This is a genomic window from Rhizobium acaciae, assembly GCF_025941625.1.
GTDB lineage: Bacteria > Pseudomonadota > Alphaproteobacteria > Rhizobiales > Rhizobiaceae > Rhizobium > Rhizobium acaciae.
In genome coordinates this window covers 64,344-89,255 of sequence record NZ_JAPCZO010000020.1, presented here as the reverse complement: position 1 = coordinate 89,255, position 24,912 = coordinate 64,344, and the positions used below count along the sequence as shown (strand labels likewise).

Genomic DNA, 24,912 nt, shown 5'->3' with positions numbered 1-24,912 from the left:
ACGGAGGCGGTGAGGACATGAAATCACATACAGTTAAGAGCAACGCGAAGCGTTTCGCCCGCAGTGTGGTCGCGAAGTTTCCGGAGCTTTGCGAGGTGGCGGAGCCTGTCGAGGTAGTTGACGGAGAGGGAGGCCGGGAGTGGTATGCAGCGGTTTCGCTGCTCGCCGGTGACGACGCACATGCCGAAGACATTGCCGCCGCATTCGCTGGAAATGTCTATATCTACGGCTGGACCGATGAGGAGGAGGTCGCCGCCAGTGTTGCCGTCGCCGCATCGGAAGGTGATGCCGGGGTTTATTCCATCCCCGCCGAAGACATGAGCGAGTTGGCGGACGACTCCGGATTGAAGGCCGCCTTTGATGCGGTGGAGCCGGTGACAACTGGAGACCTCGAAGCGGTGCCGCTTATTGTCCCGCCAGCCGTCAAGGCGGATTTGGAAAAGGCGGGGATTGGCCTTGAAGGTATCGAGGTGGTCGGCAAGGTTCCAGACGCCACCGCCCGCACCATGGAAGCCGCCGCTTTGCTTCCGCCGCCGGTCCAGTCCAGCCGAGAAGAAATCGAGGCGAGGCGCGCGGAGCGCCGCCAGCGTATCGACGCGGAGAAGGCGGCGGGGACCTTCGGCGCGAAACCGGAAAAGATCAGCAAGAAAAAAATTATACTTGATCTTATGAAGCGCGAAGACGGCGCCACCCAAAAGGAACTTGAGGACGCCACCGGCTGGCAACGCCACACCTTGCGCGGCTACATCGCGGGCACCCTCCGCAAGAAGCTCGGAGCCGTTGGCTTCTCTATCGAGTGCTCGCGCGGATCCGGCGAGGTCCCGACCCGGTACTTCATCGAGCCCGTCAAGGCCGCCGGGAAAGGCGGTGCGGCGTGAAGAGGCCCGGATACCGTGAAGCCATTCGGTGGATGGTTTTGAATGACGACACTTCATGGGTTGATGATGAACGCCCCATCATCACCGTAACCGCCGGCATGGTGGCCGATCTGTTTGACGTGGAGCAAGCCCGCGTCATCAAGGATTTGCGCCGCGAGCTGGTCCGTGCGAAAGGCGGTGACGCATGACTGGCCGCCTGCTTTCCGTCTACGTTGACGCCTCCGCGGCGAAGCGGCTCGCCGCTATCGCCGAGGAGTTGGGCCGCGACATCGAAGAGCTTGCGGCGTGTTCCGTCGAGGAAGCCGCGTTGATATACTTCAAGCACCGCAAGGATGATCCCGCGAAAGGTGGTGACGCATGACCGATATTCCGGAAGACATCATGAAGGCGGCAACGGATGCCGCCGAGGCGGTCTATAACGCCATATCGGAATCCGAAAACGATCCGCTTGATGTCACAATTCAGAAAGCCACCGGCATCATCGCAGCGGCCTTGAACGCGGAGCGCGAGGCCGCCGCCCGATACCTCGAAAGCATCGGCGACCACGGTGACCAGGCGAAGGCCGACTCTATCCGCAATGGGGAGCACCGGGCATGAAGGGCGAGATACCGCTTAAGTGCTGCCCGCGCCCCGAATGCTTCATATGCCTGCCATCGGCGGCGAAACAGTGCTACGCGTGCGGCCACGACTTCCGGGACCCCCGGACCGCATGGGATCGCCATGACGCCAAAAGCCGAAGCATCACATATCAAGGCGTGATGTACGTGGCGTACCGGCCGGACCGGTCCAGTTTGTGGAAGATCCGGGATGGCTCCACGCTTGTGGACATCGCCGATAAGCTCACAACTCGAGACGTCACCGCCTACTTCAAAAAGAAGGGTGACCGGGAGGCCGCCGCCGCGCTCGCGGAATGGGGACGTTGGCAAAAGAATTCAGCACCTTAGATGATCCCGAGCCCGGCCGTTGCGCCGGGTTTTCTTTGCCCAGATACTTCACCATATGGCTAAGCATTATGCGTGGTTCATAACCATACTGAAAGAGTCTGTCGCTAGCGAAAGCCTGCGCGGCCACGCTCCCCGCACCATGCCACCCCGTAGGAAGGACCCATGAAAGTCTGAAAGCTCAATGATATCAATGAGTTAGGCGATTTCGCATCGAAAAGGATCAATGTGACCTGAGATGCAAGAGGGGTCAACCCTTAGCCTCGGGACGCACCACCACGGGAGCGGGAGTAACGATCAAGTTGACGCATCAGGTTGGCTTGAAGGCGTTCGGCGCCATAGGCTTCATTCGCAGCGGACACCGCATCCTTTGCCATAGCATCGGAGATCGCGGCCCCCCTGCTCTTCTCGATTGGGAAGCGTGCTTTGCCCACACGATGGAAGACGTGCGAACCCATGCCTAGCTCCCTAGTATGATCCCCATCTGGACCACCATGGATGAATGAGCCGGGATGATGCACCTTAGCCCCCCATATCCTCGCTGAGACGCCATCGCCCTCTTCCTTGGCACCGAACGCCTTGAGAGGGATAACGGAACCGGAGCCCCTTACAATAGCGGTAAGCGTTGAAGGCGTAGACATCGGGCGAACCCATATCCCGAGCTTCGAGCGCTTCGGTGGGATCGATAGGGATTTAGCAACAAGTTGCTCCGCCTTACGTTCGACCTGGCGAGCGGAGTCATTGACTGCAACGCTCATCGCCTGATGCAAACGAGGCCCTGATAGCTTTCGCATCAGAGCCTTGACCTCGGCGGTATTCCAGTTTGCCTTAACGATTATTTCGCCGGCCATGCCTAAGCCGTGGCACGCTTCGCGATGATGGCATCAGCAATCTTTTGCTTCGTCCAGTTCGGTTCGAAATCGGCGGTCTCGGCTTCGGCCTTCGCGATTAGATCGGGCTTGTTAAGCTCCATCAACTCTTCCACGGTTTCCACCTTGCCGGCCTCGATACCGTCTGCATCTGCGATCGTTGGAACCGCTGCGCCTTCGGGCACATAGACCACTGCGGCGGATGCCCGGTTGAGACGACGATAGGTGTCCGCGTCAAGCGTGATGGGCTTATCGCTCGCTTCGAATGCCTCGGCTTCGCCTTTTGCATTGGCCACCGTCATGTTGCGGGTAATAATCGCTTCCATAGTCCACCTCGAAACGGGTCGATTTCAATTTCCGGAATTATGTGGTTCAGTTTGAAAAACAGCAACCCTGTATTTTTTTGAGACCTGTATTTTTTGCCTTTCGGAAAAATACAACAAAAAATACACAGTAACCCATTGATTATATTATATATATATATTTCTATTTTTTAAATCAATAATAATACATATGCCTGTGTGTGCATGCATGCGCATGCGCTGCGCTATGTGTGTATGCATGCATATCGATATGTATTTTGACGAAAATAAAATAGAAACATAGATGTTCAGCGATTTCAGCGTCTTAACCTGTATTTTTCGTTGTATTTTTTGATGTATGCGCGGGGTGTATGCTGAGATCGGCGCTCCCCACCGGCTCGGGACGCGCGCCGCCTCAGTTTGCGAATTGACAACGCGCTATGCATCATGCATATGTTTGTAAATTGCAAACGCATCGGAGAAATCATCATGCGCCTCATCGAGAAAACAGCGACCTACGAAATTTGGGCGGTTCGCGAATCCTACGGTGATGACTTCTATGTTTACTCGGCACGCGGAGGTGATCCCCGCGTCTGCCCGTCTATCGGCATGGCCCGCGAAGTCGCCGCCGGTATCTGATGCGGTACGGATCGGTTTGCAGCGGCATCGAGGCCGCCACGATGGCATGGCACCCGCTCGGCTGGACACCCGCTTTCTTTGCGGAAATCGAGAAGTTCCCGAGCGCCGTTTTAGCCCATCATTACGGATCAAACATGCCGGGCGAACCGGATGCGAGTAACGGCGTCCCCAACCACGGGGACATGACACAATTCGAGGAATGGCCACACCATGCAATTGACCTTCTTGTCGGCGGAACCCCCTGCCAAGATTTCTCCGTCGCGGGGCTTCGGGCCGGACTGGACGGCGCGCGTGGTTCACTCATGCTTACCTATGGCGCAATTGCTCGGCGATATCGCCCCCGCTGGCTGGCGTGGGAGAACGTCCCCGGTGTCCTTTCGGACGATGGCGGACGCGGATTTGCAAGCCTTTTGGGACTCCTCTCCGGACAACGAGTCGAAGTCCCCGCAACAGGCTGGAGAAATGCGGGAGTTGTCGAAGGCTACAAAGGCGCTTACGGCCTCGCATGGCGCGTGCTTGACGCTCAATTTGTCAGAGTGGACGGCTTTGGACGCGCGGTCCCTCAAAGACGAAGGCGTGTCTTCGTTATCGGATATCTTGGAGACTGGCGACGTGCCGCCGCGGTACTTTTTGAGCCAGAAAGCTTGCGCGGGGATCCTCCGCCGCGCCGAGAATCGAAAAAAGACGTTGCCCCCACAATTAGCGCTCGCACTAAAGGCGGCGGCGGGCTCGGAACTGACTTCGACCTTGACGGAGGATTGATCCCTTCAAGCTATGCCATTCAAGCCGGGGCAATGCGCGAAAACCCGGAAAGCGGCCCCGATGGCGTCGGGGTGCAATCAGATATCGCTTACACGCTTGAGGCAAGATCAGAAGTTCAAGCCATGGCCTTCGATTTGCGCGGACGCGAGGGCGGAGCGATGCCGGAAGGCCCTCACCTCACCGCCAATATTCACGCGGCCTCCGGTGGCTCCTCGCGCTCCTATATCGCCCAGGCGTTCGGAGGGAATAAACTTAGTGGACCTATTGACGTCGCCACCGCGGTCAATGCTCACGGTGGACCAGTTGGCAGACTGGATTTCGAAACCGAGACCTTCATAACGGAACCCGTGGCATTCAATGGCCGAATGGATCCTGTAAGTGGTCCAGTTCCGGGGGCGCTTGACACCGATCCCTTGACGCAATGCGTCCAATATGGATGGGCGGTAAGAAGGCCAACCCCGCGCGAATGTGAGCGGTTACAGGGATTCCCGGATGGCTTCACCGATGTGCTTTATCGTGGCAAGCCGGCGGCCGATGGCCCCCGTTACAAAGCCCTCGGCAACTCCATGGCCGTCAATGTCATGAGGTGGTTGGGAACGCGTATCCAAGCTGTTGACGTTTTGCAAACTAATGAGGTGGGGCGATGACAGAAGAACAATCCCGAGCGCTGCAACGCGCCACGATCGAACTAGCGAAGGCTCGACGGAAGATTCGCAAGCTCTTCGCCTCGGTGTTCCCGCCAGGGTCCACGGTCATCTTCAAGCGCGGTCACCTCACCTATCACGCCGTTGTCACCGGTTACTCGGAAGACGGCGAATTCATCTTAGCGAAGGCGGGTTGGTCCGTTGACACCCGCTACCAGATCAAACCCACCGATATATTGGAAGGAGCATGAGGTGACCGAACCTAAATGGACGCCAGATCGTCAGCGCGAAGCTACTGAAAACTGGAAAAAAGATCACCCTGAAAGCGTCAAGCAACATCACCGCACCTATTACGAAAAGAATAGGGAGAAGAGGATTGCTCAAACGCGCGCTTTCCAAGCCGCGAACCCCGAGAAGGTGAAGGAATACAATAAGCGCGCAAATGCGAAGCGCCGGAAAGGCGGTGAAGACTGATGGAATTCATGATCCACGTCTTCTTCCTAATCGGCGCGCTGACCTCGCTTGGTTGCGGCTGGAATGTGATGACTTGCAAATCAAACGTCATGTTTGAGGCGGTATGGATTGCAGGCGGCGCGATCGGCGCCGGCATGATGTACGCCGCTATTTCGATGGGTGCGGCATGAAAGCGAACATCCGCACCATCTTGGATATCGTCTTCGGCGCCGGCGTTCTATGGCTGATGAATGTCGCTTTCGGCCATGCTGAATTGCCGAGCACATCGAGCCTCGCCCTTTACCTTTCCACCCTCGCCCTTCTCCGGCTCAATGAGAAAGGCGGCGATGCATGATGGACGCGAAGCAACTCCACATCCTGCAGCACTCTCTTGGCTTAGACGAATATGGACGCGGCAACCCTTACCGCAACCACTTCGTAACAGGCGAGGGGAGCAAGGATCACGCGGATTGTGTTGCGCTGGTGGACCTCGGCTTCATGACGCGCCGCTCCGGTTCGGCCCTTAGCGGTGGTGACGATGTTTTCACTGTCACCGAAGCCGGCCGCGCCGCCGTTGTCGCGAGGAGCCCGGCCCCACCGAAGGTTTCGCCAGGGAAGCAACGCTATCTGGATTGGCTCGCCTACGATTCCGGCATTTCCTTCATCGAATATCTGAAAATGAGGTCACACCTCCGCCGGCAAGGGGGCTTCTGATGCTTCCACCCTTCTGGATTCCTTGGCTCCTCATCTCCGCGGCATGCTTCGCGATCGGGATCCGAGAGCTTGATAGGCCGGGCATCGTTCCCGGCCGCCGATCAACATGGACCCCGCTTTATTCGTTCTGCACCGAATACTTCGCCCGCCTCGGCGTGGTCGGCATCTTCTGCGGATGGGCTCAATTCTTCGCGTGGGTGTTCTCATGAAACCCGCCGGAACAATCACACATGGATCAAGATCAATGAAAGAACACATTTTGAAGTGCTGGCCGGAACCATTCCAAGCGATCCGCCGAGGGGTGAAGCCATTCGAGTTCCGGCGGAATGACCGGGATTTCAGGGTCGGGGACATCCTCAAATTGCGCGAGTTCGACCCCGAGACCAACCGCTACACCGGGGCGATGCTTTGGCAGGAAGTCACCTATGTTCTCGCCGAGGGCTTCGGTGTCCCGCCTGGCTTCGCGGTGCTCGGCATCGCGCCCCGGTCCGACCTCCTCACCACAATCAAAGAGTTCGCCCGCTGGCATCACCTCAACGAGTCCACGATCGCGGAGAGGGAGACGCCGAGCGATAGCGAGATAGACGCCGAGGTCGAGGCGTGGACCACGATCAAAAGGGCGATTACAACGATGGATCAACTGCGATGAACGATGCAACACACAACGCCAAGGGTGTCCCCTTCGATGGGCGCGCCGCGTTGCGCTCCGGTTGGAATCTCAAGGCGAACCCATTCAAGGCCACGGACTGGCGGTCAATGAAATGGATTTCGGAGTGGTGGGCGGAAAACGCGGACTGCTTCAAGAGCCATATCGAGGCTGAAGCCTTTACGCCGATCGGCCCCGATGGTCCCCCGCTCACCTTCGCCTATCGGAACTGGCGCGGCGAAATCGCCACCCGCGAGGTCCAGCCCATCCGCCTCACCTATGGCGCCACCGAATGGCACCCCGAACCGCAATGGCTCCTCATCGCGTGGGATATCGAGAAGGGCGCGGAGCGCTCTTTTGCTGTTGCCGATATCAACCCCGCTCCGGCGCAAGTCTCCTGTGAGCGATGCCAGGGCAATGGCGAAATCGTTACCGACTGGGATCGCTATAAGCATCCGCATAAAGGTGACGTTGGCGATGAGGCCGTTACCGAATGCCCGGACTGCGGAGGCGAAGGCGTCATTGAGGGGGAGGCATAGCCTATCCGCCCTTCGCCGCAACCGGCTAAACCCTCATAATGCGACCCCCACCCCAACAAGAGATGACACCATGATTATCCGTACCGAAACCCGCGCCGCCGAAATCAAGATGGCGGAGGCGAACTTGCAAGGCTTGCTTGACGCGCAATACATCTCTTCGATGTCCGATGATTTCTATTACTCCAATGGGAGCAAGTCCGCGGACGACCTCGAAATCCGCGCGGCCCGCCTCAAGCTCGAAGCGTTGAAAAAAGATCAGGTTTAGTGTGTTTGCAATTTGACAACGCGCTATGCATGATGCATAGTCACTCCATCAACAAACGGAGTGACTGACATGAACAAAGAAGCCGCCGCCAACGCTTTCAAGCTCGCTGATGAGGCTTGGAGCGCCGAACTTCTCAAGGTGTTCGGAAAGAAGTCTGGTCCCGCGATGCGCTACGTTCCCGCCGGCCGCGGAATGCACGGATCCAACCTTCGCAAGATTTACGAAGCCCGCGAAACCGCCCGCACCACTTGGTGCTCGGCTTGCGGTATCGCCGCCTGATGAGGTTCGGCGGCGGCCTTCGGGCCGCCTTCAAACTTCATCGTGCCAGGAGCGTAATGCCATGAACAAGGCCCGCCGCAAGACAATTGCCGCCATTCTTTCCGATATCGAAACGCTCACCAGCTTGATGGATGAAATCAAGTCCGCCATCGAGACGGTGAAGGATGAAGAGCGCGATTACTACGACAACATGCCGGAGTCCTTCCAGAGCGGGGACAAAGGCGAAGCCGCTGATGCCGCCGCCACCGCCCTGGAAGAAGCGTTCTCCGCTTTCGAGGAGATCGAAAGCCAGTTGCAGGAAGCCGTTTCCAACCTTGAAACCGCGTCTGAATAAGCACGCCATAGGAGTTTGCAAAATGCAAATTAATCCGCGCGTCATCACCATCACGCCGATGAGCAAGGCCGCCGAGGATCATATCCGGGAGGCCGCGAGGTTCTGCCGGGTCATGCTGGTGGTTTCCACCATCGCCGCCCTCGCCGTCTTCGCCGTCACCGTCCACCGCGTCAATGAATTCCGCGCCTACGAAGCCGCGGAAGCCAGAATCTAGACTTGCCTTCTGATACCCGAAAACCACACTTGCAACCCGCCCTATTTACGCCATCTTGTGGATGGGTCGGCGTTGCGATAGACGATTTTAGTTGCACCGCACAACGAGGCTAACCGATGAAACACCTTGGCGAAGAAGTTATTGAAAGACAAAGGACGCTGTTGCTTGACGCGGTGAAACAGTTCGTTTCGCGCGGTCAACCCTACGTCATGATGGACTATCCGAACTACCAGAACGTCGGGGACTCCGCGATCTGGCTTGGCATGGCGAAGTTGCTTCGCGAGGTCACCGGCCGGCTTCCCTCCTTCACCGGCTACACCGATTATGACATCAAGTTGCTCGGCAAGAAGGCCCCGGAAGGTCCAATCTTCATTTGCGGCGGCGGCAACTTCGGCGATGTCTGGCGCGGCCGGGACGACATCCGCTACAAGCTGATGCAAGCGTATCCGGGCCGGCAAATCGTCCAGATGCCGCAATCCATCCAATTCCGCGACCCTGAAAATCTCGAGTTCTGCAAGCGCCAAATCGCGGCCCACGGCAAATTCCATCTGATGACCCGAGACCATAGGAGCTTCGAGCTTGCGAAAAGCTTTGATTGCCCGGTTCAATTGCTGCCCGATACCGCTTTCGGCATCGGCAAGATGAAGCCGGTTGCCGCGGATCAATTTCACACCCTTTACATGCTTCGTGACGATCGCGAAAAGGGACTGGATATCTCCGAGGTCATCAAGAAGGTTGAAGGCCCGGTTTGGGATTGGATGGGCGCCCCGAAAGACCTAGCCCTCCGTCAACCACAGTCCGGGTTCAAGGCGCTGGCTCGCGGTAGCTGGCGCAAGTATCAGGTGCGCGCGCAACACCATGAAGATGTCACCGCGAGACGCGTCAACTACGGGATCAAGCTGCTTTCCGCCGGCAATCGGATCGTGACGGACCGTCTCCACATCCATATCTTTTCGGTGCTGATGAACGTCCCCCATGTCGCCCTCGATAACAACTATGGAAAGGTGCATGGTTATATCGATGCCTGGACCTCGGCGACCCCGCTTGTCCAGAAGGCAACCACTCCGGAAGAGGTCCTACAGGCGATGTCCCGGCTACCCTATGAGGCTTCCGGGGCATGGTATCAGCAAAGCAAGCCGTTGGCCGCGTAGACCGCGCCACACCCCCTTAGAAGCAGAAAGGCCGCCTCGGAGGCGGCCTTTTCATTCGCGGGTGTCAGGTTGTTTGCGCGAGGATGGGCGCGGGTTCATTGGTCAACGCGAAGGCGTTCGCCAAGAGGGCGGTTCGGGCCGCCGGATAGTTCGCGGTGTCTTGGAAAATGCGATTGTTATTGATCGCTTCCGCCGCGATTTGGCCGAGGCTTTGGCCGGTCTGCATCGCTGTGAATTCCATTCGGCCCGCGCCGAAGCCGATATGACTCGCCGAGATCCCGAAAGACACGAAGATGTTGGTGCATTCCGTTGGCTTCGGCGTGCAGACTTCGAGCGGCAACGGGAACATGCCATCGGTCCCGCCCAACTCTCCATCGGGCTCCCCGAATCCACCTTCGCCGGCCACCAGCCATGTCCCCGCCGTCTTTTCAACCGCGATGTACTCGACGCCGTGGGAGTCCATGAAATAGGAGATCATGGATACGGTGTTTGTGGAAATCGATGGGACCCCACCGTCGTTGCGCTTCAACTCATCGCCCAAGAGTTTGGCGACCCCGTCAAGGCGCGAAGCCTCGCGAACGTAGAGTTGCGGGTTCATGTTGACGATATCGTTTTCGTGCGGGCTGAAATAGTGATCCGCGCAGAAACCCCAGGCCAGGCAGTTTGTTTTCAGCGCCGCCGGGATCCGGGGGTCGGTGCCGTGCTGCATCAGATACAGCATGCCCATAATCCAATTCCAGTGAGCCTTCCATATAGCTTCGCGAGCCGAGTACGGGGAGGTCGGGTAGGCCCAACTCTTGCCGATGAAGTCGGTTGACGGCGCCGCGGGTCCCGCCCGGTTGTTGACGTCGAACTTGCTTTCTCCGGCGCCGGTATAGAAGGCATCGGCCTTGAAGTAGTCGAAGAAGCTGGTTTTGGTAGGATTCGCCGCCATGAACCGAAGAAGAATTTCGTAGTCCGCGACATCGTATCCCGGCGGCGGAGTCGTAGGTAGCGGCCTCCGCCACCTCGCCGAGTTCGTCATGGTCATGCGGAAATTGTACGCCTGAGTTTTATTGTCTGCGGTTCCCGCCGCCGCAAGCGTGTTGAGCGCCGGCGTAAACGTCGATCGAACAGCGGTGAGCAGGTTGATAAGCCCCGATGCGGGAACGCCTGGCGTCTTCCACGGGTCAACCCCCGGATATTCGTTGAAGGTGGCGCGGACGCCGTTAAAGGATTCCGCGCTGGCACCCGTTGCGGCTTCGCGGCCGATGCGGGTGGAGCACCCCGCCGCCCTGGCGAAGTCGATTTCATAGGAGTTGTCAACGCCGCCCTTGATGTTGAAGGTTCGGCCGTCCACCGTGGTGAAAGAGGTGACTTCGGTTCCCGTCTTCTGGACCGATAGAACGCCATTCGTCTGATAGATAGGGATCTGGAACCCGCCGTTTTTCTCGGGGGTCAGAAGCTCGCGTAGCGCCCACTGCATCCACCGCGGTTCAAAATAGTATTGTTCCGTCGCTTGGTTGCCGATGGTTTTGATGCGCCTGATGAGGTAACGGACAAGCCCGCCGAATGCGGCGGTGCTGAGGACATCGCCGAACCCGAGGCCGCCTGAGGACATCCCGCCGAAATTGAAGCGATCACGCCAGCCGCCAACAAGGGCAACGGAAAGACCATTTCGCGCGGCCTGCAGGCAAGAAAGCACGGATTGCGGCGTGAAGCCGTAGGCGATGAAGTCAACATTGATAACTTCGGTGCCGACCCCGACCTCTTCGATGTAGGCGTGACCATAGGCGCATGCCTCAAGGTATTCGCCAACGGCGGCGGTAAGCTCAGTCTCTTGCGCCGGGGTCAGCCCGCGACCGATGTAGCAGAACGCTTGGCGGCGTGGCGAGAACGCACTTACCGCGCCGTTGGCGTTATGAGCGAGGAGATAGATAGGGAGAGCGGGCAACGCCACCGAAGCAAGCGACACCGTGTTTTTGGTGACACCGTTGTGCGAACCGGTGACACTGACCCCATCGAAGCGGCTGGCGCCGGAGAGGCCACCGCCGAAGGTGTCACCATCGGCCGAAATCGCCGTTGTGACCCCGGAGGCGAGGCGAATAGACATGTTGTCATTGGTGGCGCGGCGGGCGCAAATCGAGATGCCTTGCGAAGACGCGTTGACAACGCCCATATCGCTGTTGCTGCTACCCGTGGGTTCCGAGGTGCAATAGATGTAAGCGCCGAGGTCGTTGGGATCCAGTTCGTTGGCGAGCAAGCCGGTGTTCAAGGCTTGCCCGTTCGCCGTTGCGGTCCATCCGAAGGACGCGTTAAAAGTCGGGGTTCCGATCTTGGTGGCGGTCCGCGAAGGATCATTCCACCAGCGGAGCGAGGAATTTTCATCTGCGCCGAGGGCCATAATCATCTTGGCCTTTGACCAGACGCTTGAACCATCGATTTGCTTTTTCAGCCGCTTGATGAAGCGGTTCCGCGTCCGCTTGTCCCCTACGCTCGGAGGGGTGGCGAATGCGGCGACAAGGTTTTCGGTCTCCACCTCAAAGGTGTAAGGCGCGAGACCGGGGAGAACGCCACCGCTACGCCGAAGAGACGAAGCGAGACCGAGAGAGAAGGCGGAGCCGGGGCCGATGTGCATACCCATGATTATTCTTCCATATCGCCATAAATGATCCAGACCGCGGAGGCGCCGCCTGGATTCGAGAACACTACGGCGGTGACCGCCGACCATTTCTTCCGGGAATGCGTGAACGCATCCGCTTGATTCATTGTGCCGCCGGCCTCAACCGAGAACGTGATTTGACCCTCGCCACCCTGGACATAGGTGGCGGCGAATCCGACCGGGAAATCGTTAGGAAGCACCAAGCCGACACCATCGGGGTCCGTGAGGACACGGACTTTCTGATTATCGGTTGCCACCGGATCGTAGGTATCGGTGACAACCTCGACAACGTCGAGTTTCGCGGCGGCGGTTTGCTGCTTCACCTTCACCGCCGTCATAGGCTTCGCGTCGTCGGCGCCGGCCTCGGCTTCCGCTTGGGAAGCGATATTGATGGAAGCGGTCACCGCTGCCTTCAGCGCGGCGACGTTGCCGGCGCCAGGTGTTTGAAGCGTGCCCACCAAGGCGGTGACGAAATCGGTATCAGCCATCAGTAACCCCCATCAGGATAGGTAACGAGCACGCCGTTGTAGGAGACACGGGAGCCCAAATAAGCAACAAAGGAAGAGCCGTCCGGCGGCTCCAAAACGAATTCACCGAGGTCGCCGCCAATCACCCATTGCGCGGAGGCGCCATCAGGATTGGCGAACACTTTCGCCACAACCTCGGAGAAGCGGCGGCGGGATCTGTTGAGTCCATCCGGGGAGGAGAGCGAGGCGCCGTCGCCAGGAGTGAAAATCAGGTTGCCGTCGCCGCCTTGCATCAAGGCCACGTTGTAACCTTCCTCAAGGTCCGCCCGAAGCTCGACCGTGACTTCACCGCCGGAGGTGAGGACTCGAAGCGTCCCGAGATGTTCGGGCGCCGGAATAAACAACGCGCCGGTGGCGGCCCCAACCGGAACCCGTCTATCTTGCTCCGATGGCGGCCCAGGCGGCCCCTCGATACCGGGGAAACCACGCGGACCTTGAAGGTTGACGGCGGCGCCAATGGTGCCATCCGGGTTCATCAACCGGAGTTCGGTGCCATCCCATTCGTGGCCCGGTATATTGGCGGCGATTATCGCGGAGATTTCGTTGCGCCGCTCGATGACTTCGCCGAGAAGGCGCAAGGCTTCGGTGGCGGCGCCGATCGCGGAATCCTTGCTTCGCCCCGCGGCGCCAGCGGAATCAGCGGCGGCGGCTTCGGCGGCTTGGAAGTCACGAAGAACCGCCCTCGCCTTTTCCAGCAAGTCCGTAACAACGCGAGCCGCAACAAGATCTTCGGTAGTTGCCATTTAAACCGCCGTCACCGTGACCTGAATTGAAGAGGTTCCGCCGGACCGGATATAGATGTCTCTCCCGGAAACCCCGGACATCGAAAACGGCCGGTCCGCGGTGCAGCGGTGAAACGCGCTATTCGCATCCGGGTCAGCGGACCCGATATGGACGTGCACGGGGTCGGTTCTGTCATGGGAGATGAAGACGTTTTGCAGGTCGTCGGAAACCTTCGTCCAACTCCCCACTTCCGCCGTCTTATATTCGGTGTCCGCCATTCCCGCGCGTCCCTGCCACTCTATCGATGGCCGACAAATACCGTCGTACAGTGGGGTTTGCCCACGAAGGAAACCGCAAAGAAAAAGCCCGGCGGAACCGGGCTCATCTTTTGAGATCAACGATTTTATCGTTTGCAGTTGATCCACGGCACCGCGAAGGTTCGGTGGGCGGTGACCTGGCGGAGACGGCCGGCGGCATCGGGAACACGGGTCGAGCAGGTACGCGCGTTATAAACCACGACGGTGGGACGCAATCGCTCGCGTTCCGATTTCTCGGCGTGGAGAGAAACGACGGCCGGGGTCGCGATATCGCGTGAGATTCGTTCCGTGGTGGCGGTGATGCCGGGATCGGGCGGCGCCATGTAGGCCGCGGCGCCCAGCGGCGCCATCGTGACACATGCGAGCGAAAGCAGTGCGAATGCGGAAAGGAAGAGGCGTTTCAAAAGAAGTCTCCCGAGTTGATGGTTGCCGGGTGGCGAACCACCCGGCCGGTATCGCCGAACTTTAGCTTTAGGCGGAACTTATCTTCGGCATCCCCGCCACATCATCAATGAAGAAAGGTTGAGCCCATCAACGCAACTTGATCTTTAAGCTTCCTCGACTTTGTAGCCGCGTAAGGACTCCACCGGCACTTGAACATAGGGCGTATTGACGCCGGAAGCGAAGTAGCGGTTGCCCTTCGGCGCCACCGCGTCCGGGATGGTCTCAAGGATCTTCCGCCACTTCGTCCCCGCCCATTCCGTCCCTTTAAGGATGCGGCGGAAGTTTTCGTGGGAGGTGGTGATATCGCATTTCATGTCAGCGATATCGCCATGAACCCGGATGCCGAGGCGGTTCAACGCGATATTCGCGGATATCTTCCGCTTGTTCGCCGCATACTCAAACCCGTGGCTTGTTTCCTGCGTAATCTGATCTTCTTCGTAGGCCGCGATTTCGAGAAGTTCGCCGATCGGGCGTTCCCAGTTGCCGCCCTCGGGGGTGTTGTGCTTCACCATGAAGCCAAGCACGTGCTGCAAGAAGCGCTCGGTATCTTTGGCGGAGTCCCGCGCGGTGTGGTCACCCCAATCGTTCTTACGGATCCATTCAAGCGCGGCTTCCACTGTCACCGGCTTCGTGGTGTTCAAGAGGTAAGCGCCCGCCAGCATCGGCCCGAGCTGGTCACCCAATCGTTGCGCGCCGAGGTGCATGGTTGCCGCGGCGGTGAAGACATCGACGTAATCGCGAAGCGTGGACAAGTTGAGGATGGTGCGGGCGAGGAGGCGGGTCGCGAACTTCGGAGTCATCAGGCCCATTATTTCGGACACCAGCTTTTCATAATGCTTCTTCGCCTTCTCCTCTTCCTCCGGTGCCCCGATCGGCGGCGGCGCCAGGGTCAGTTGCGTGAAACGGCTTTCATCGGCGTAGCCTTCGATTTGCGTATTGATCGAGGCGAAAACGAACATGGACCTAGCGCGATAGCCCTTTGTCTTTTGGTTCGATGTGCCCTTGACGATGAGGCCGTCGCTTTCCGATGAGGCGACACGGGCGAGGTCCAGAATGGAACGGATGCGGCTTTGGGACGCCATGTCCTTCGGTTCTGACTCGTCAAATATCACGGGCATCGCGTCCATGCCGAGCATCCCACGGATACCGGCCTCGGTGGTGTTGCCCACCACGCTGTGAGACACGGAACCGAGCGAAGCCTTTATGATCTTATCCATGACGGTGGACTTACCGGAGCCCGCGGGACCGTTAATCCAGATATGCGGACGCCACTTCAAGAAGCCGCACACCGGGGCGATGACGCAGAATCCGGCGAGGAGGTAGCCGGACATGCTGGACTGCCAACGAAGCGACTTCGTCAAGTTGAGGAAGGCGCGGCTTTCCTCGGTGGTCGCGGCGTCACCAATAGCTACTTGGATGAAATCGCCCTCATCATAGACGAACTTGCTCTTGTGGTCCTGAATAGCAACGGCGGCGCCGTCAACGATGAGGGAATCCCCGGAATGGAAAATCGGGGTATGCCCTTCGAACCATGCGCCCCGGCCGCGCACAAGATTATGCGGGACGAACTTCCGCCGCCTCAAGCACGCTTGCATGCATGCGTTCGCCGCCTCATGCCAGTTGACGCCACCCTCTTTCGATTTGCCGGGGAACTGCAATTCCCACCAGCCCAACGGGGCTAAACGAAGCATAGCTTTGCCCCCGAGTTCCTTGGCGGCGAGATCGATAACTTGGGCCACGTTGCCGGGCTGGAAATAGCAGGTGGTGCCATCGATACCGAGGCAACGGAAATGAGGGGAGCCGAAGCCGTCAAGCGGATGTTCCCGCGTCCCGTCTTCCCGTGTCTCCTCACGCCGCGGCGGCGCCTCTTCATAATCCGGGGCGTCATGCTCGCCGGGGCCATCTGGATAGCTGTCCATCGGCGGCGCCTCATCGCCGGCACGGCGGGCACGCTCCGCGGCGAGGTCAACCACCTCCGCCGGTTTCGGGTTCAAGATGTCATCGATAGCGGAGCGGACCGCCTCGATACCGCACAATTGGGCGAGGTCGTCAAAATCGGTCCGGGTCAAATCGCCGTCATCGAAGTGGGGAACCGCGACTCGAGCCTTCACCGCTGCAGCCGCTTCGGTGGCCTTGGTGAGCCCCGGATTTTCGACGTCTCCGGTTTTCGTGAAGCGGTCATTATCGGCACAAATGATGATCCGGCTTTTCGGGTATTTGTTCCGTATCGCCTTCGCCACTGACATCAGGTTGCCGGCGTCAAAGGCGGCGATGCAAAGGAAGCCGGTTGCTTCATGGAGGCGGGCCGCGGTGGCGTAGCCCTCGCCGATGAGGATGACGCCACCCTCTTCCGGGGCCTTACCGATCGAATGATAATTCCCTTCCTTCGCGGTCCCCTTGAGGAATCGTTTCGTGCCATCGGGCTGGATAATCTGCGCGCCGATAAGCTCGCCGCCGGGCGTAAACATCGGCACCACCAGATTGCCGGCCCGCGCCGTCTTCGGCTCCTCCTCGGGGTCAATGGTGTAGCGGACATTCTCTTTCAGGACGCGCAAGCCGGGGAACACCGGCAACCCCTTCTTCGCCAAGTATGGGTGGTCCGCCGGAGCCTTGCCGGTTGCCTTCATGATGAGGCCAGCGGCTTCGGCGGCGGCTTTGTTCATCGCGGCTTGTTGCTCCGCGCGCTCCTGGCTCGCCCGCTTCATCCGGTCCCGTAGCGCCCGGCGCTCTTCATCCGTCATCAACGAAGGCTTCTTTGCGCACCAAGTATCTTCGATACCGGCGGCGAGGTCACCGAATGCGCCGGCGGGGACACCGTCCAAATGGAGCGTGTACCAAACGTGCATATTCTTTTTGGTCTTCTTCCCGAGCGCGTTGGCACGGTGCAATTTGCCATCCGCCACCGGATGCGGCCCCTTCGGCGAACCGGTGTCCAGTTGGATGCCGGCGGCCTTCATCGCACCAAGGAAATCCGCGATTACGTCTTGTTCGGTGTGCCCTTGCGGATTCATGCGTCTGTCAATCCTTAAACAGTCTGGCGGAAACCGCCTCTTCTTCACTTCTGACGATTTCCGCGATCCCGCCGAGTTCGCGAATCCGTTTGGCAAAATTCTTTTGAGGCTCGGTCGGGCGTCCGGTTCCGGACTTCACTTCCCAAGACGCGAACACTAACACCGTACAGCCGACCATGTCCGGCGTTATCACGATGGATTCACCGCCGATGATGTCACCGGAGCCAACGCACAAGCCCGCGTTGATAGGATAGGGGTCCAGCACCACCCGGCACTTGGTCGGGGCGGTGAACCTGTCCCCGGCCTTGAGTTCAAAGCTCTTCCCCGCCCAACCTTGAGCGGTGATGTTCCGGAACACCAAGCGGCCCGCTTTCGAAAGCGCGATCATGATACGGTTTTGGAGGGCGGTCGAAGCCTTCATAGCATCGCCCCCTGAAACTCGGCGGCGTCTTCCTTCGGCTTCCACTTCGCCCAATCCGCTTCGATCTGTCCGAAGTTCACGGGATGCGCGGCTCGGAGGTCCAGCGGGGAGCCGCCAGCAACGAAGCGGCCCCGGACATAGACGCCGTTGTCCGTGGCGTGAGCTATCCAGCCCATGTCGTGCCAGCGCTTCCGGTCAATGCTGACGTGGGCGAAGTCCTTCGGGGTGAGGTAGCCGCGGCGCTCAAGGATGATGCAGATTTTGATTGCCTTGATCTTCCATTCCGAAAGCTGCGATGGACCCGAGGCGCCGGCGGAGACATCGGGGACATAATCGGGAACGCTGCACCGCTTCACCGGGCAAAAATCCTTCCAAGTGTCCCGCCAGTCGTAGCCGCCATAGAGCGGAAGGTCCGGCTTGAATGGCGGATGGTCCCGCTTAACTTCGGACTCCGCATACTTGCGCAACGCCTCTTCCGTGAGGAAGTACCCGGAGCCGTAGCGCTCCATGATGCGGACGACCTCGGCTTCGCAGTCCCCGAGGTTCCGGCATTCGATGACAGCAACGCCGAGGTATCGGGCGATGCATTTCATTTCAGCGCCGGCGGTCCCGTATGGCACCAAGGCGGCGCGGAAGTCTGGACCGCTACCGGGCTCGCCGGAGCCGGCATAGATGCCTTCAACCGCCTGCATCAGAACCTTGGCGTTCAAGGTCATCTTCGCTTCCACGCCGATTTGCGCGCCATCGGCACCGCGTACCAAGAGGATGTCGAAACCGGCGGTCTCCGCGTAAGCGGTCCAGCCCTCGGGAAGCGCAGCGATGAAGGCGGCGCACAACGCGGCTTCGTTCTCGAAGTCCGCTTTGATCTTTCCGGCCTTCATGCGGCACCGCCTTCGAGTGGAAGCGCGGCGGTGGTGTCCCGCGGATCCTGCTGGCGTTCGCAAACCGTGGCGTAGTGGCGGAGCACTTCCCCGGCGGCCTCGGGGCCATACCACTTCACCAAGTTGACGGCGATGATATCGAGGGCACCGAAGGCGGCGGCATCCGCCGGCAAGCCTTGCTTCGCGTGCTCAGCGAGCATCCGAGTAAAGCCGGCCTTCGCGCCATCGCGTACCGATTGATACTTGATCGCGTCCAATTGGCTCATGTCGCCGGTTTTGATGTGGTCTGAATAGCCTTTAGTCATCGCGCATACCTTTGTTGCGTTTTCTGATTTCGTGCGTTGTGGACATGGCGAGCCCATCCGTGCGGGTTCTTCATCCCGCGCGCCTTGCCGATCGCTATGAGGTCTTCGAGCGTTTGAGCCTTGGCTTGCTCGCGCTTCCGCTCGACTTGCGCCGTCTTCCGTTCGACCTCTTGCAACTCGCCTTCGAGTTCCTTGACGGTCCGACCCATGCTCGGGAATTCGAAGCCGCAACCCTCGCAAATCGGGGCCGGCCTATGGACGCGGAAGCATTGCGGGCACTGCCGGGTTGTCACCGCGGCCTCTTCGTCTTCGCCGCCGGCCCCGCGCTTCTTCCGCTCCCGGCCTTCGAGAGACCACGGGCGTTCATCATCGGGGAGCCCGTGACCCCGGCCGCCCTTCTCCCGGTCTATGGTGTTCGCGGAGTGGTCCAGAATGAGCGCGTAAGGCTTCGGCCCCGCCGCGATAGCAGCTATTCGCCCCTCGCGGGTTTCGAGGTCATAGCCTGGCGCGTAGACCGGGCGGAGAACGCGGCCCACCTGTTGCAGGAAGAGCGAAAGCGAGTGGGTGGGGCGAAGCAAAATCGCCACTTCGATCGCGGGGAGGTCGAAGCCTTCGGACACCAAGTCCACGGAAGAGAGGACTTCGATTTTCCCGGACTCGAATGCCGCGATAAGTTCGTCACGGTTCGGGGAGTCGCCATCGATATGAGCGGCCCGGTAGCCGGCGCGCTGGAATTGCTCCACCACCGCGAGCGAGTGCTTGATGGAGACACAGAACACCATGGCCTTCCGGCCGTGGGCGAGTTCGCGATAGGTTTTGACAACATCGCCAACGATGGAGGCGCCGGCCATCCGCTCGCCGAGGGCGCCGCGGGCGAAATCGGCACCATTCTTTTTGAGGCCGGAGAGGTCCGGCATGGATGGCGCGAAGAGGCGGTAGGGTGACAGAAAGCCTTGGTCGATAAGCCACGCCGGCGATGGCCCCAACACCATCTTCTGAAACCACCGGCCAAGCCCGGCGCCGTCCAGCCGTTCCGGGGTCGCGGATAGCCCAACAATCTTCGCGCTCGGCTCGCCCTTCGGCCCCTTGTTCGCGTAGGAGTCAATGACCTCCGCCCAAGTGGCGGCCCCGGCGTGGTGGGCTTCGTCCGGGATGTAGAGATGAGGGCGCGGATACCAGTCCAGCCGCCGGCGCAACGTCTCGATAGAGGCGATTTGCACCAACTGATGCCGGTCGCCGGTGAAGCCGTTGGCAATGATGCCGTAGGGAATCCCAACCTTGTCAAACGTCTTCGCGGTTTGCTTGATAAGCTCGCGGCGGTGGACGCCGAAGGTGATGCGGTTCCCACGCTTCGCCGCGGAGCCTGCCATAAAGGCCGCCAACGCCGTCTTACCGCCGCCGGTCGGGCATTGCAGCAAAACCGAATTGACCTCGCGGAGGGCGTCACGGGTTTGCGTGATTAGCTCGCCCTGATAATCGCGGAGCTTGAACGGATCAGCCATGGGCGGCCACCGTTTGCAAAACGTCAACGTCGAAGTCAAAGTTAACTTCGCAAGATTCCGAGCATCCGCCGGACAAGTCCAAAGCGAGCGGGGAATACAGGTCTATCTGATACTCGCGGGCGTCATCGGTGGCGCGCTTGAACTTTGTGGTTTCCGCCAGGTGGCGGAGATCTGCCACCGAACGATTCTCACGGAAGAAAACACGGGAGCCTTCACCGGAACCGGTGTTGGCGTGTTCGGCTTCCATGCGCTCCGGGAATTCGAAAACCTCGGGGCTTTCCACCATCAGAGTCAGATGTTTGCGGAGCGACTTTTTCCAGCACCATTTGCAATTGCCCTGATAGCCCTTGAGCCGGAGCCGGAAAGGCATCGCGTGCCACGTCTCGTTGACGCCCGTTTTCCGATGCGGCCAACGCGAAACGAACGGATAAAAAAGGCGCTGCTCTTTTGCCTTTTCTGACATCCGATCAATTTCATCGATCCGGATTCCAATGGCGCAGTCATAAGTTCCCGGCGCCCATCCGAGATAGTCCCGCGCAAAGGCCAATATCGGCCGCGCCTTTAGCTCGCGGGTGCAATGTGGAAACGCCTTGTTCGGGATGCCGTACTTGGCAATCATGGCTTCGAAGATTTCGCCGTGACGGTGTGCGCTGGCAAAATCGACCTTTGTGAATCCAGTGCCGACGCCGAGCTTCGGATCAACATCGGCTTCTATCCAGTGGACGCCAAGATCGAAGGCGCGGTCGCACTCATCGACGAAAACAAGCGTGGCTTCGTTTTCTTCGGATGTATTCGAAAACACCGTTTCGATACGATCGTATTCATTGCCAAGCCGCTCTTTGCAAAGCTTGGCCATGAGACCGGAGGTCTCACCGCCGGAAAAGCTGATGAGGAGTCGGCGCTCTTCCATCAGGCCGCCTTTGCCAACACGGTGGTGGCGGCGCGCTCGGAGCGGGTGCCTAAGCCGGTGGAAAGCTTGCGGTGGAAGGTGCAGTAGTGGTGCCCTTCCTCGCTGGCGGCGCCGCAATAGAGCGAGGTGTTCACGTCAAAATCTTCGTGGTGACCCCATAGCGGGAACACGCATCCGCAATTCGTGAGCCTGCCGACCAACACGCCGTCGTGCCCCGGCGCCTTCTCCGGCCACTTCTTCGCGATGCTGATCTTTGACTTCGCCCGGTTCTCGATATTTTTGGCGCGGAGATCCGAGGATCGATAGAAGTTCGCGGGCCGCTTCGGGAACATGCCGCGGTGCTTTGACGCGTGATAAGACATGTTCGTTTTGGTGACGCCGATGGCTTCCGCGATGTCTTTGGTTTTCAAGCCCTTCACCCAAAGTTTCGAGGCTTCCAACAATTGTTCTTTTGTCATCTCAAACCTTCCTTAGTTTGCAAAACGTCAACGCTATAGAGCCGAAAAAAGCGGCAAGCCTTGCGGGGCTTCGAGCTTGGTTCGCGCCCGCTTCTTCTCATCGGGACCCGCCAGGATAAGGCGCATTCGTTTCGCGATATCCGCCTGGTATTCGGCTTCCCGCTCGATAAGGATGGCATCGCATCCTTCCCAATACGCGCCGGCCCCAGTTGAGCCGGTCCCCGCGAACGGGTCCAGCACAACGCCGCCCTTGCGGCAGACAAGGCGGACAAGCCAGCGCATCAGGTCCACCGGCTTCACCGTGGGGTGGTTGGAACCGAGACGGTCGTCGCCGTCAGCCTTGGCGGAGTAGAAGAAGCGAGCGGCGGAACCACTATCTGCGTAAGGCCCAACGGTGTCGTTGTGGGCGAAAGATCCGAAGATATTATCCGTCTTCGGCTTGCTCTTCCCGTGCGAAGCCTTCAACTCTCCGGACTGTGTTTCCGGAAACGCTTCCATGACCTCGGCGCTTCCATCGGTGATGATGTTAGCGGGGAACCGGCCTTCCGATGGGCGTGGCGCCCCGTCTTTGCCGAGGCCCGAGTTTGACTCGTTCCATGTCTTTCCGCCGCCGGCGTTGCCACCCCATCCGGTAACCTTCTCGGCTTCGATTTTGCAAGCCCGGAGGTTGAGTGCGCCGGTTCCCCAATACATGACGTTTTCCGCAACCGTGGCCGGGCGAAACCGTGTCGGTGCGTCCGCGTCTCGCGGCTCATCGATCGGGACCGCGCACGGCTTCCGGGCCACACAAATGGGCTCCCACGCGGGTTTAAGCGCGGTGCCCCATCCATCCCACTCCACCGCTTCCGGCGAGCCTGGCGCGGTGATATCGCGAGTGTAAGCGGTGTTCTCCTCGCCCTTCCATCCCGAGGAAAGCGAGCCGTTCCGCATATCGTTGGCAACCGTCTCGGTGCCGATGACTTCGCGGTCGACTCCGAGGTGCTTGTCGATCGCCTTCGAAACGTTGTGGCTTTTCGGGAAGCCGGTGCCATAGGTCCACGCCGCTTGATCCCGGATTTCAAAGCCTGCATCTTCGATCGCCACCGCCATGCGGTGATAGGTCCGGGTGCCTGAGAAGGCGACGACGTGGCCGCCGGGCTTCAAGACGCGGAGAACATCGGCCCAAAACTCTTCGGAAAACGCGGTCTCACCGGTATCCCATTGTTTCCCCATGAAGCCGGCGGAGGCGCGGGCATAGGCGCCGGCGGAACCTTCCTTCGGGGTCGCCGGGGCCGCGTTCTCCGCACCGAAGCGCTTGACGATGGACACCAAAGCGTAAGGCGGGTCGGTGACAACGGCGTCAATGCTGTTGTCCGGGATGGACTTCAAGCGCTCCCGGCAGTCGCCCGGTTTCAGCGTGATCCTGCCATCGAAAAAGGTGGTGTCTTCCATACTAGAACAAGTCCCCTTGTAGCGTTACGGGTGCCGGCGTGGATGCCGACGCGGCTTGAGACTTCGGCGAGATTGCCGCCGATGTTTGCAATTTGTCAACACGGTGTTCGTGACAAAACCATTTTCCCGGCTGTCCTTTCCGGAGATTTACGCCGACGCCGTGGTAGGCGAACGGGGAGCCGCAGACTTGACACGGATGGATGAAGGCGGAGCCACCACCCTTGATAGGTTCCATCCGCGGTTCCCAAGAAGGATTAACCGTTTCCATTGCTCCGCCTCGCCAACAACAGGTTGCGAATTTCAGGCAAAACGTCGCGGGACCCGGCGATTTCGAGGATCCCAGGAATATATTTTTCCGGAATCGTCCCGCACATCCCGCGCGCTCGTCTTTTAGGATTAGCCCATCCTGATACAGTTGACCGTTCAACGTTTAACAGGCGTGCCAATTCGGAACGGTTCCCGGATGCAAGTAAATCGGTGATGGTGTCCAGCGGCGTTTTAGGCGTCACAACGGTACGCCTTTCGGGTTAGGTCGTTCATCTTGCTCGACAATCTCTGGTATAGCGCGCGCAATACAACCGACACGACGTATTGACAACCATTGATAAGAGTTGACATATAGCAAACATATCTGTTGCCAATTTCCGAATCAGTTGTGGAAACGTCATCATGTCCGTTGTAAATAAAAAATGGTTTGTCGACCTCATCCGGGACCGGAGAACATCTCAGGCCGCGCTTGCCCGTCTGCTCAATACAGACAAAAGCACCCTTTCGCTTCTTTTGGACGGCAAACGCCGGATGACGGTGGAGAGGGCGGCCGATATCGCCCGCGCCCTCAATGTCCCGGTTACCGATGTCATGCGGAACGCCGGCGCCGAGAACATCAAGCCGAACGGCCATGTCGCTGGCGCCGCTTCGCTTCCCTTGGTGGGATGGGCGGACGGTGACGGCCGGGTCACTCTTGATTGGAGCCGCCCCGAACAACGCCAACGCGTCGATGTCAACGGTGCCTTTCCGCCAACCGCTCGCGCGATCCAATGGCGAAGCGCGCAAACCAAGGCGGAGGTGTTCGATGGTTGGGTCGCCGTGGTGTTGCCCCCGAGCGACCCGGATCCCGAAGCCATGATTGACCGGTTTTGCCTTGTCGGACTGAAAGGGACTGACGACGCCTATGTGCGCAAGGTGCGGCGCGGATACACGCCGGGGCGTTACACGCTTATCAATCATTTCGGCGAGCCCACACACGACGCCGAACTGGCTTGGTACTCGCCAATTCTCACCATGATGCCGGTCTAAGCGGGGTCCGCCCCCGCTTTTCCTGATCCCGATATTTTCAGCTTCAATTTGTATCATTTGCTTTCAGGTCGTGTTGACTTGCGTCGTCTGTGTTGACATATTGCAAACAATTGCTGATTTGCAAACAGGAAATTTCGAAATGGGACAACAATTTTCGGAAGCGCTCCAAAACGAGACACGCACGCTTCGGGTCTCTGTGTCGCTCGGCTTCGCTTCCGCCTCCGCCGAAGTTTCCGTTGCCGGCGAAGCTGGTGCCGTCACCATCCATAACGCTTGGGTCGAAAACGTTGGCGCCGCTATCACATTGAAGGCTTCCGATCTTGACCGGCTCGGCCTCATGCGTGCCGCCGGTCCCGTCACGCTGCGCGCCGCTTTCGAGAGCCGCGCCCGCGAAGAAGCTTTTGCGTAACCCTTC

General features: G+C 59.2%; 36 protein-coding genes. 21 read left to right on the top strand and 15 right to left on the bottom strand.

What is annotated here, in order from left to right; genetic code table 11:
- Positions 1–17: 17 nt before the first annotated feature.
- From OLZ32_RS27995 to OLZ32_RS27975, 5 genes are read left to right on the top strand one after another with little or no spacing between them, the layout of a single operon-like run.
- Entirely contained in the window at positions 18–878 is an 861-nt protein-coding gene (locus tag OLZ32_RS27995) for a DUF3489 domain-containing protein (RefSeq protein ID WP_264423958.1), read from the top strand.
- A gap of 32 nt (positions 879–910) precedes the next feature.
- Complete coding sequence (locus OLZ32_RS27990; RefSeq protein WP_264423956.1) at positions 911–1,066, top strand: hypothetical protein; 156 nt, start codon at positions 911–913, stop codon at positions 1,064–1,066.
- Positions 1,063–1,239: a hypothetical protein gene (locus OLZ32_RS27985; protein WP_264423954.1), complete on the top strand. Its 177-nt coding sequence runs from the start codon at positions 1,063–1,065 to the stop codon at positions 1,237–1,239. The genes OLZ32_RS27990 and OLZ32_RS27985 overlap by 4 nt, the downstream gene beginning before the upstream one ends.
- Positions 1,236–1,475 carry a hypothetical protein gene (locus OLZ32_RS27980; RefSeq protein ID WP_264423952.1) on the top strand — a complete coding sequence of 80 codons (240 nt, stop codon included), beginning with the start codon at positions 1,236–1,238 and terminating at the stop codon, positions 1,473–1,475. Before OLZ32_RS27985 ends, OLZ32_RS27980 begins: the two co-directional genes overlap by 4 nt.
- The gene (locus OLZ32_RS27975; RefSeq protein WP_264423950.1) at positions 1,472–1,822 is read left to right on the top strand and encodes a hypothetical protein; all 351 of its coding nucleotides are present in this window, start codon (positions 1,472–1,474) and stop codon (positions 1,820–1,822) included. Before OLZ32_RS27980 ends, OLZ32_RS27975 begins: the two co-directional genes overlap by 4 nt.
- An 850-nt stretch (positions 1,823–2,672) precedes the next feature.
- Here OLZ32_RS27975 and OLZ32_RS27970 read toward each other — a convergent pair.
- Positions 2,673–3,014 (bottom strand): hypothetical protein, encoded by a 342-nt coding sequence (locus tag OLZ32_RS27970; protein WP_264423949.1) that lies wholly within the window; start codon positions 3,012–3,014, stop codon positions 2,673–2,675.
- A gap of 465 nt (positions 3,015–3,479) precedes the next feature.
- On the opposite strand from OLZ32_RS27970, the gene OLZ32_RS27965 reads away from it, so the two are divergent.
- The 14 genes from OLZ32_RS27965 to OLZ32_RS27900 all read left to right on the top strand — a co-directional run bounded on the left by OLZ32_RS27965 (position 3,480) and on the right by OLZ32_RS27900 (position 9,630).
- Positions 3,480–3,629, top strand: coding sequence for a hypothetical protein (locus tag OLZ32_RS27965; protein ID WP_264423947.1), 150 nt, complete (start codon positions 3,480–3,482; stop codon positions 3,627–3,629).
- A complete protein-coding gene (locus OLZ32_RS27960) occupies positions 3,629–5,038 on the top strand; it encodes a DNA cytosine methyltransferase (RefSeq protein WP_264423945.1) in 1,410 nt (469 codons plus the stop codon). Before OLZ32_RS27965 ends, OLZ32_RS27960 begins: the two co-directional genes overlap by 1 nt.
- The gene (locus OLZ32_RS27955; RefSeq protein WP_264423943.1) at positions 5,035–5,286 is read left to right on the top strand and encodes a hypothetical protein; all 252 of its coding nucleotides are present in this window, start codon (positions 5,035–5,037) and stop codon (positions 5,284–5,286) included. Before OLZ32_RS27960 ends, OLZ32_RS27955 begins: the two co-directional genes overlap by 4 nt.
- Before the next feature lies 1 nt (position 5,287).
- On the top strand, positions 5,288–5,509 hold the full coding sequence (locus OLZ32_RS27950) for a hypothetical protein (protein ID WP_264423941.1): 222 nt from the start codon (positions 5,288–5,290) through the stop codon (positions 5,507–5,509).
- Positions 5,509–5,679: a hypothetical protein gene (locus OLZ32_RS27945; RefSeq protein ID WP_264423939.1), complete on the top strand. Its 171-nt coding sequence runs from the start codon at positions 5,509–5,511 to the stop codon at positions 5,677–5,679. The genes OLZ32_RS27950 and OLZ32_RS27945 overlap by 1 nt, the downstream gene beginning before the upstream one ends.
- On the top strand, positions 5,676–5,843 hold the full coding sequence (locus tag OLZ32_RS27940; protein ID WP_264423937.1) for a hypothetical protein: 168 nt from the start codon (positions 5,676–5,678) through the stop codon (positions 5,841–5,843). The genes OLZ32_RS27945 and OLZ32_RS27940 overlap by 4 nt, the downstream gene beginning before the upstream one ends.
- Positions 5,840–6,202 (top strand): hypothetical protein, encoded by a 363-nt coding sequence (locus OLZ32_RS27935; protein ID WP_264423935.1) that lies wholly within the window; start codon positions 5,840–5,842, stop codon positions 6,200–6,202. The genes OLZ32_RS27940 and OLZ32_RS27935 overlap by 4 nt, the downstream gene beginning before the upstream one ends.
- A gap of 244 nt (positions 6,203–6,446) precedes the next feature.
- Positions 6,447–6,851 (top strand): DUF3850 domain-containing protein, encoded by a 405-nt coding sequence (locus OLZ32_RS27930; protein ID WP_264423933.1) that lies wholly within the window; start codon positions 6,447–6,449, stop codon positions 6,849–6,851.
- On the top strand, positions 6,848–7,387 hold the full coding sequence (locus OLZ32_RS27925; RefSeq protein WP_264423931.1) for a WYL domain-containing protein: 540 nt from the start codon (positions 6,848–6,850) through the stop codon (positions 7,385–7,387). Before OLZ32_RS27930 ends, OLZ32_RS27925 begins: the two co-directional genes overlap by 4 nt.
- Positions 7,388–7,457: 70 nt before the next feature.
- Positions 7,458–7,652, top strand: coding sequence for a hypothetical protein (locus OLZ32_RS27920; protein WP_264423929.1), 195 nt, complete (start codon positions 7,458–7,460; stop codon positions 7,650–7,652).
- Positions 7,653–7,721: 69 nt separating this feature from the next.
- Positions 7,722–7,931: a hypothetical protein gene (locus tag OLZ32_RS27915; protein WP_264423927.1), complete on the top strand. Its 210-nt coding sequence runs from the start codon at positions 7,722–7,724 to the stop codon at positions 7,929–7,931.
- Positions 7,932–7,992: 61 nt separating this feature from the next.
- Positions 7,993–8,265, top strand: a complete 273-nt coding sequence (locus OLZ32_RS27910; protein WP_264423925.1) for a hypothetical protein — start codon at positions 7,993–7,995, stop codon at positions 8,263–8,265.
- 22 nt (positions 8,266–8,287) lie between these two features.
- Complete coding sequence (locus OLZ32_RS27905; protein WP_264423923.1) at positions 8,288–8,479, top strand: hypothetical protein; 192 nt, start codon at positions 8,288–8,290, stop codon at positions 8,477–8,479.
- Between the two features lie 116 nt (positions 8,480–8,595).
- On the top strand, positions 8,596–9,630 hold the full coding sequence (locus OLZ32_RS27900) for a polysaccharide pyruvyl transferase family protein (RefSeq protein ID WP_319641141.1): 1,035 nt from the start codon (positions 8,596–8,598) through the stop codon (positions 9,628–9,630).
- Positions 9,631–9,694: 64 nt separating this feature from the next.
- Here the strand turns inward: OLZ32_RS27900 and OLZ32_RS27895 are convergent, their stop codons facing one another.
- The 14 genes from OLZ32_RS27895 to OLZ32_RS39470 all read right to left on the bottom strand — a co-directional run bounded on the left by OLZ32_RS27895 (position 9,695) and on the right by OLZ32_RS39470 (position 23,710).
- Complete coding sequence (locus OLZ32_RS27895; protein WP_264423921.1) at positions 9,695–12,253, bottom strand: FAD-dependent oxidoreductase; 2,559 nt, start codon at positions 12,251–12,253, stop codon at positions 9,695–9,697.
- Positions 12,254–12,255: 2 nt separating this feature from the next.
- Positions 12,256–12,759 (bottom strand): hypothetical protein, encoded by a 504-nt coding sequence (locus OLZ32_RS27890; RefSeq protein ID WP_264423919.1) that lies wholly within the window; start codon positions 12,757–12,759, stop codon positions 12,256–12,258.
- Positions 12,759–13,496: a hypothetical protein gene (locus OLZ32_RS27885; protein WP_264423917.1), complete on the bottom strand. Its 738-nt coding sequence runs from the start codon at positions 13,494–13,496 to the stop codon at positions 12,759–12,761. Before OLZ32_RS27885 ends, OLZ32_RS27890 begins: the two co-directional genes overlap by 1 nt.
- 45 nt (positions 13,497–13,541) lie before the next feature.
- Entirely contained in the window at positions 13,542–13,799 is a 258-nt protein-coding gene (locus OLZ32_RS27880; RefSeq protein WP_264423915.1) for a hypothetical protein, read from the bottom strand.
- A 125-nt stretch (positions 13,800–13,924) separates the two neighbouring features.
- Complete coding sequence (locus tag OLZ32_RS27875; RefSeq protein ID WP_264423913.1) at positions 13,925–14,242, bottom strand: hypothetical protein; 318 nt, start codon at positions 14,240–14,242, stop codon at positions 13,925–13,927.
- 144 nt (positions 14,243–14,386) lie between these two features.
- Positions 14,387–17,293, bottom strand: a complete 2,907-nt coding sequence (locus tag OLZ32_RS27870; RefSeq protein ID WP_264423911.1) for a toprim domain-containing protein — start codon at positions 17,291–17,293, stop codon at positions 14,387–14,389.
- Positions 17,294–17,300: 7 nt separating this feature from the next.
- Positions 17,301–17,714, bottom strand: coding sequence for a hypothetical protein (locus tag OLZ32_RS27865; protein ID WP_264423909.1), 414 nt, complete (start codon positions 17,712–17,714; stop codon positions 17,301–17,303).
- Entirely contained in the window at positions 17,711–18,595 is an 885-nt protein-coding gene (locus OLZ32_RS27860) for a hypothetical protein (RefSeq protein WP_264423907.1), read from the bottom strand. The genes OLZ32_RS27865 and OLZ32_RS27860 overlap by 4 nt, the downstream gene beginning before the upstream one ends.
- Positions 18,592–18,900, bottom strand: coding sequence for a hypothetical protein (locus OLZ32_RS27855; protein ID WP_264423904.1), 309 nt, complete (start codon positions 18,898–18,900; stop codon positions 18,592–18,594). The genes OLZ32_RS27860 and OLZ32_RS27855 overlap by 4 nt, the downstream gene beginning before the upstream one ends.
- Positions 18,897–20,402 (bottom strand): DEAD/DEAH box helicase, encoded by a 1,506-nt coding sequence (locus tag OLZ32_RS27850; RefSeq protein WP_264423902.1) that lies wholly within the window; start codon positions 20,400–20,402, stop codon positions 18,897–18,899. The genes OLZ32_RS27855 and OLZ32_RS27850 overlap by 4 nt, the downstream gene beginning before the upstream one ends.
- Positions 20,395–21,312, bottom strand: a complete 918-nt coding sequence (locus OLZ32_RS27845; protein ID WP_264423900.1) for an adenine nucleotide alpha hydrolase family protein — start codon at positions 21,310–21,312, stop codon at positions 20,395–20,397. The genes OLZ32_RS27850 and OLZ32_RS27845 overlap by 8 nt, the downstream gene beginning before the upstream one ends.
- Positions 21,312–21,770, bottom strand: coding sequence for a hypothetical protein (locus OLZ32_RS27840; protein ID WP_264423898.1), 459 nt, complete (start codon positions 21,768–21,770; stop codon positions 21,312–21,314). Before OLZ32_RS27840 ends, OLZ32_RS27845 begins: the two co-directional genes overlap by 1 nt.
- Before the next feature lie 33 nt (positions 21,771–21,803).
- Positions 21,804–23,201: a DNA-methyltransferase gene (locus OLZ32_RS27835; protein ID WP_264423895.1), complete on the bottom strand. Its 1,398-nt coding sequence runs from the start codon at positions 23,199–23,201 to the stop codon at positions 21,804–21,806.
- Positions 23,202–23,455: 254 nt separating this feature from the next.
- Complete coding sequence (locus OLZ32_RS39470; RefSeq protein WP_406649020.1) at positions 23,456–23,710, bottom strand: hypothetical protein; 255 nt, start codon at positions 23,708–23,710, stop codon at positions 23,456–23,458.
- 160 nt (positions 23,711–23,870) lie between these two features.
- Between OLZ32_RS39470 and OLZ32_RS27830 the strand changes: the two genes are divergently transcribed.
- Positions 23,871–24,497: a helix-turn-helix transcriptional regulator gene (locus tag OLZ32_RS27830; RefSeq protein ID WP_264423893.1), complete on the top strand. Its 627-nt coding sequence runs from the start codon at positions 23,871–23,873 to the stop codon at positions 24,495–24,497.
- A gap of 139 nt (positions 24,498–24,636) precedes the next feature.
- On the top strand, positions 24,637–24,906 hold the full coding sequence (locus OLZ32_RS27825; protein ID WP_264423891.1) for a hypothetical protein: 270 nt from the start codon (positions 24,637–24,639) through the stop codon (positions 24,904–24,906).
- Positions 24,907–24,912: the final 6 nt, after the last annotated feature.

What these genes read in the sequence shown, in the direction of transcription:
- OLZ32_RS27905 (WP_264423923.1), top strand. Translation starts at nt 8,288, where the DNA reads ATGCAAATTAATCCGCGCGTCATCACCATCACGCCGATGAGCAAGGCC.
- OLZ32_RS27945 (WP_264423939.1), top strand. Translation starts at nt 5,509, where the DNA reads ATGGAATTCATGATCCACGTCTTCTTCCTAATCGGCGCGCTGACCTCG.
- OLZ32_RS27960 (WP_264423945.1), top strand. Translation starts at nt 3,629, where the DNA reads ATGCGGTACGGATCGGTTTGCAGCGGCATCGAGGCCGCCACGATGGCA.
- OLZ32_RS27825 (WP_264423891.1), top strand. Translation starts at nt 24,637, where the DNA reads ATGGGACAACAATTTTCGGAAGCGCTCCAAAACGAGACACGCACGCTT.
- OLZ32_RS27890 (WP_264423919.1), bottom strand. Translation starts at nt 12,759, where the DNA reads ATGGCTGATACCGATTTCGTCACCGCCTTGGTGGGCACGCTTCAAACA.
- OLZ32_RS27940 (WP_264423937.1), top strand. Translation starts at nt 5,676, where the DNA reads ATGAAAGCGAACATCCGCACCATCTTGGATATCGTCTTCGGCGCCGGC.
- OLZ32_RS27980 (WP_264423952.1), top strand. Translation starts at nt 1,236, where the DNA reads ATGACCGATATTCCGGAAGACATCATGAAGGCGGCAACGGATGCCGCC.
- OLZ32_RS27965 (WP_264423947.1), top strand. Translation starts at nt 3,480, where the DNA reads ATGCGCCTCATCGAGAAAACAGCGACCTACGAAATTTGGGCGGTTCGC.
- OLZ32_RS27920 (WP_264423929.1), top strand. Translation starts at nt 7,458, where the DNA reads ATGATTATCCGTACCGAAACCCGCGCCGCCGAAATCAAGATGGCGGAG.
- OLZ32_RS27985 (WP_264423954.1), top strand. Translation starts at nt 1,063, where the DNA reads ATGACTGGCCGCCTGCTTTCCGTCTACGTTGACGCCTCCGCGGCGAAG.
- OLZ32_RS27830 (WP_264423893.1), top strand. Translation starts at nt 23,871, where the DNA reads ATGTCCGTTGTAAATAAAAAATGGTTTGTCGACCTCATCCGGGACCGG.
- OLZ32_RS27870 (WP_264423911.1), bottom strand. Translation starts at nt 17,293, where the DNA reads ATGAATCCGCAAGGGCACACCGAACAAGACGTAATCGCGGATTTCCTT.
- OLZ32_RS27860 (WP_264423907.1), bottom strand. Translation starts at nt 18,595, where the DNA reads ATGAAGGCCGGAAAGATCAAAGCGGACTTCGAGAACGAAGCCGCGTTG.
- OLZ32_RS27840 (WP_264423898.1), bottom strand. Translation starts at nt 21,770, where the DNA reads ATGACAAAAGAACAATTGTTGGAAGCCTCGAAACTTTGGGTGAAGGGC.
- OLZ32_RS27935 (WP_264423935.1), top strand. Translation starts at nt 5,840, where the DNA reads ATGATGGACGCGAAGCAACTCCACATCCTGCAGCACTCTCTTGGCTTA.
- OLZ32_RS27865 (WP_264423909.1), bottom strand. Translation starts at nt 17,714, where the DNA reads ATGAAGGCTTCGACCGCCCTCCAAAACCGTATCATGATCGCGCTTTCG.
- OLZ32_RS27925 (WP_264423931.1), top strand. Translation starts at nt 6,848, where the DNA reads ATGAACGATGCAACACACAACGCCAAGGGTGTCCCCTTCGATGGGCGC.
- OLZ32_RS27955 (WP_264423943.1), top strand. Translation starts at nt 5,035, where the DNA reads ATGACAGAAGAACAATCCCGAGCGCTGCAACGCGCCACGATCGAACTA.
- OLZ32_RS27845 (WP_264423900.1), bottom strand. Translation starts at nt 21,312, where the DNA reads ATGGAAGAGCGCCGACTCCTCATCAGCTTTTCCGGCGGTGAGACCTCC.
- OLZ32_RS27855 (WP_264423904.1), bottom strand. Translation starts at nt 18,900, where the DNA reads ATGACTAAAGGCTATTCAGACCACATCAAAACCGGCGACATGAGCCAA.
- OLZ32_RS27990 (WP_264423956.1), top strand. Translation starts at nt 911, where the DNA reads ATGGTTTTGAATGACGACACTTCATGGGTTGATGATGAACGCCCCATC.
- OLZ32_RS27850 (WP_264423902.1), bottom strand. Translation starts at nt 20,402, where the DNA reads ATGGCTGATCCGTTCAAGCTCCGCGATTATCAGGGCGAGCTAATCACG.
- OLZ32_RS27900 (WP_319641141.1), top strand. Translation starts at nt 8,596, where the DNA reads ATGAAACACCTTGGCGAAGAAGTTATTGAAAGACAAAGGACGCTGTTG.
- OLZ32_RS27970 (WP_264423949.1), bottom strand. Translation starts at nt 3,014, where the DNA reads ATGGAAGCGATTATTACCCGCAACATGACGGTGGCCAATGCAAAAGGC.
- OLZ32_RS27895 (WP_264423921.1), bottom strand. Translation starts at nt 12,253, where the DNA reads ATGGGTATGCACATCGGCCCCGGCTCCGCCTTCTCTCTCGGTCTCGCT.
- OLZ32_RS27995 (WP_264423958.1), top strand. Translation starts at nt 18, where the DNA reads ATGAAATCACATACAGTTAAGAGCAACGCGAAGCGTTTCGCCCGCAGT.
- OLZ32_RS27835 (WP_264423895.1), bottom strand. Translation starts at nt 23,201, where the DNA reads ATGGAAGACACCACCTTTTTCGATGGCAGGATCACGCTGAAACCGGGC.
- OLZ32_RS27975 (WP_264423950.1), top strand. Translation starts at nt 1,472, where the DNA reads ATGAAGGGCGAGATACCGCTTAAGTGCTGCCCGCGCCCCGAATGCTTC.
- OLZ32_RS27915 (WP_264423927.1), top strand. Translation starts at nt 7,722, where the DNA reads ATGAACAAAGAAGCCGCCGCCAACGCTTTCAAGCTCGCTGATGAGGCT.
- OLZ32_RS27910 (WP_264423925.1), top strand. Translation starts at nt 7,993, where the DNA reads ATGAACAAGGCCCGCCGCAAGACAATTGCCGCCATTCTTTCCGATATC.
- OLZ32_RS27930 (WP_264423933.1), top strand. Translation starts at nt 6,447, where the DNA reads ATGAAAGAACACATTTTGAAGTGCTGGCCGGAACCATTCCAAGCGATC.
- OLZ32_RS27880 (WP_264423915.1), bottom strand. Translation starts at nt 13,799, where the DNA reads ATGGCGGACACCGAATATAAGACGGCGGAAGTGGGGAGTTGGACGAAG.